The 3,392-nt window shown below is 45.6% G+C and carries 3 protein-coding genes; all 3 read right to left on the reverse strand.

Going from position 1 to position 3,392, the window contains the following annotated elements:
- Positions 1-23: 23 nt before the first annotated feature.
- On the reverse strand, positions 24-719 hold the full coding sequence (locus AAIR21_RS27410) for a glycoside hydrolase family 24 protein (RefSeq protein WP_434682765.1): 696 nt from the start codon (positions 717-719) through the stop codon (positions 24-26).
- Between the two features lie 23 nt (positions 720-742).
- Positions 743-1,171: a hypothetical protein gene (locus tag AAIR21_RS27415; RefSeq protein WP_434682767.1), complete on the reverse strand. Its 429-nt coding sequence runs from the start codon at positions 1,169-1,171 to the stop codon at positions 743-745.
- 2 nt (positions 1,172-1,173) lie between these two features.
- Positions 1,174-3,392, reverse strand: a 2,219-nt coding sequence (locus AAIR21_RS27420) for a glycoside hydrolase family 24 protein (RefSeq protein WP_434682768.1), incomplete at its 5' end; no start/stop codon positions are given.

Below are 3,392 nucleotides of genomic sequence, written 5' to 3' on the forward strand. Positions count from 1 at the left end.
TTGATAAATATACGACCAATTGTTCAAAAAACACTCGTTACGTGATCTTTCCCTGATGTAATCCCTTTCTGCTCTTCCTCAAGATATTTATTGTACTCCAGTATAGCATTATTTAATTTTTGTGTTGGCTGACCATGCGGGGAGCCAGGTAAACTAGCCCATGTACTTTCACACAGATTTATACTCTCGTTTATTTCCCCATCTAAAATCAGCTGTAAAGCATGATCTTCGTAAATTAACTCAATGCAAGCGAGGTCCTGATTGTTAGGAGAAAAATTAGAAAGCTGTAATTTCAATTTTAACGAACGCCAGGTTCTATATAAAAACTGGTACGCCCCAGCGGCTGTGGAACTGATATTATTAGCGGTATGTAATTGATTTGGATGTTCATCGAAACTATCAAATATAGCACCAGTAAACATAGTTCTATATCCTAAAGCTGTAGTAGTACCTTCACCAACACGGATCATTCGCATAAACGCTCTTAATCGAGCAATTTTTAAGTTAATGGTCACTGTGTTTATAGCTGCCAAAAACTCCACCGGATGAAAATGCCATATCGCTTCATCTTTGCTGAACTCTGGCACCTGACTCATCCATTCATGCGCATCCAGCCACTGTTTAACGTAGGCTAAAAAATCACCTGATACAGTGGCAAACACTTCTTTCCATTTAGGGTTCGTGCTACCTCCGTGCCATTCACTTTCGTGTTTTACCACCAACCTGTGCAGGAAAAATAAAACTACTTACACCTGTGTAATTTTATTATATTGTGCTCAGCATACCCCTGAACAAAATCAGGTTCGTTCACCCAAAAATATTTTTTATTTGCATCATTAAAAAAACCATTCCATTTAAACACCCCTGAATCACCATTAACTTTCATATCTGCGATCTCTGACTGCAGGCTAACATTATCCCAATCAAGATTCATTCCTCCCGCCCCAAGATCTAAAGTTTTATCATAAAAGAAATGAATGACACCATCAGGATTTTTTTTAGCGTGTATAGAAATAACTATCTGATTGTCATTAATTACTAGCGGAGAACTTCCATCACTAACTTTGAGCAAAAAACCGTCATTGCTGCATGTTGTCCCCCACAAGCCAAAGTCAGTGTTTGCATATGTAAAAATGGAATAAACAAATAGTATAAATGCTACGAACCGCATAGTTAATCCTTAATAACATCATTAATAAACTCACTGGAAACATGAAGATCAGTTTCACCATTCAACTCATCAGAAAGATATTTCTCATATATTGAGATAACATCTTTTCTGGTTTTTGCTGGTTGCCCGTATCTTCCAGGTGGTAAACTAGCCCACTCATAGCTCAAAATATCCAAAGCTCCATCGATATCTCCTGCTATTATTTTATCTAAAGACCCCTTACGTTTATATTTAAAGATTAAAACACAGAATTCATCTTGTGACTTTGGACTAAAATCATTGATTCCATAATGTAGTCTATATGAGGCCATATTTTTATCATCCCATGTATAGCCCATTACTTGATAAGCCCCTGCAGCCGATGAGGTCAACTTTCCACTGGTTACTGATATGTGCGGATGAACATTGAAATTTTTATGGTAGTCACGAATAAATGAACCGCCACCAAATAACGTTTCATATCCCATCTCACCGACAGTCCCTTCACCAACCCGAATCATCCTCATGAATGCACGAACTCTGGCTTCTTGTACTGATGGTATTGAATTATTAATAACGGCTAAAAACTCTACAGGATGAAAATGCCATATCGCTTCGTCCTTGCTGAACTCAGGCACCTGGCTCATCCATTCATGCGCATCCAGCCATTGCTTTACGTAGGCCAAAAAATCCCCTGACATCGGGGCCAGCACTTCTTTCCATTTAGGGTTTGTACTACCACCGTGCCATTCGCTCTCGTGCTTCACCACAAGCCTGCGCAGGAAAAAATCAATATGTGGATTCCAGTGGTGGAGTGCATTCGATATCGATCTGCGGTACCGGTCTATTGCGCCCTGAGGAATATTCCCCTTCTCCAGTTCATCAGCCATACGAGCGTAATAGTCCTGCATCTGCCTGGATTCCTGGTCACGTCCACCCCAGATTTGGCTGCTCAGCCAGCGGAACGCATCGATGACCCACTGTGTTTCCAGGCTACGAAGCTGGTTCTTCACAGGCTCCTGCCCCACAGCCTTAAACTTCAGTTTCGTCAGGTCATTCTGACTCACCGTTTCCACATCCTCCTTGCGTATCCAGGTACCAGGCCGAATTTGCAGATACGCCACTCTGGCACTGTCTGTCGCGGATGTGGCTGATTCGGCCGGAATGATATCTGCCGCATCCCCCTGATTCGTCATCCCCACCGGCTCAAACGTATGACTGCTGCCTTTTTCTTCGCACTGGTAAAGTTGCTTCCCTACGGGAACCAGCAAAAACTGACGCCCCGTATTCAGTTGCGCGGGGTTATTGAGAAACAATGGCATCCTCCCGTCGTTGCTGAATACCTCGATGTGCGAGAACCAGTCTTCTGACACATTCCTGAAACCATCGGGGAGATCGTCTTTGCCCAGAAAGCCAATCGCATCACCGGCCTTAATGGCCGTCATCACCTTCGGGCACACCACGGTATCAAACTGCCCCGCTTTCAGCGCCACCGACATCCAGCCGGGCAGATAACTATACTGTTCGCCAAGCGGCTCCATAAAAGCGAGTCGAACCGAAGTCCAGAACTTATCGCCCACAGGGGCACCATCTTTCAGCCTTTGTGCGAGGCCGAACACCTCCGCCTGCCCGCTATGCAGCAGGAACGTTTCCTGTCGCTCAACCAGCACCAGTTCACCACTGTGAAGACGGGCCTTTGATATTTCCGCCGGAGCCGGTTGCCCGGAGACCTCACTGCCGCTGTACCGACGCATAATGAGACTATCACCCTTCTGGGTCACCTGGTATACCGGCCATTTCGGATAACAGGAGAGCGGCGCAAGATGCATATACAGCGTATAAAAGCACAGCCACGTGGACGCGTCCTGGGTAGGTTTATGTACCGAACGCACCAGCAAAAACGATGGCGAATACTGCAACGGTTTGTCACCCAGATTGCCCATAAAGAAATCCTGGCACACGCGCCAGGCGACCAGCTCACCGCTGGCAATACACTGTAGCGGGACCACACCGTCACGGGTATCCGCTGTCAGTACCGACCAGGGCGCCGTATTGCGGCTGACATGTATACCACCGTGCCACATGTTGTTCGCCCCCGACAACCAGCGCCCCTGCTTTTCCTGGCGAAGCAAGGTCAGAACCTCATCAACGTTGTCAAAGTCTTTGCCGTTTGCATTCCTTATCGGATATCCGTTTTTCTGCCTGCTCGATCTTCTTTTCGATTTTCTCGCGGTTTTTCTCA

Origin of the sequence: Enterobacter sp. PTB (genome assembly GCF_051130085.1) — a bacterium.
GTDB lineage: Bacteria > Pseudomonadota > Gammaproteobacteria > Enterobacterales > Enterobacteriaceae > Enterobacter > Enterobacter ludwigii.

Excerpts from the sequence above, each read along its gene's own strand:
- AAIR21_RS27415 (WP_434682767.1), bottom strand. The coding sequence starts at position 1,171 with ATGCGGTTCGTAGCATTTATACTATTTGTTTATTCCATTTTTACATAT.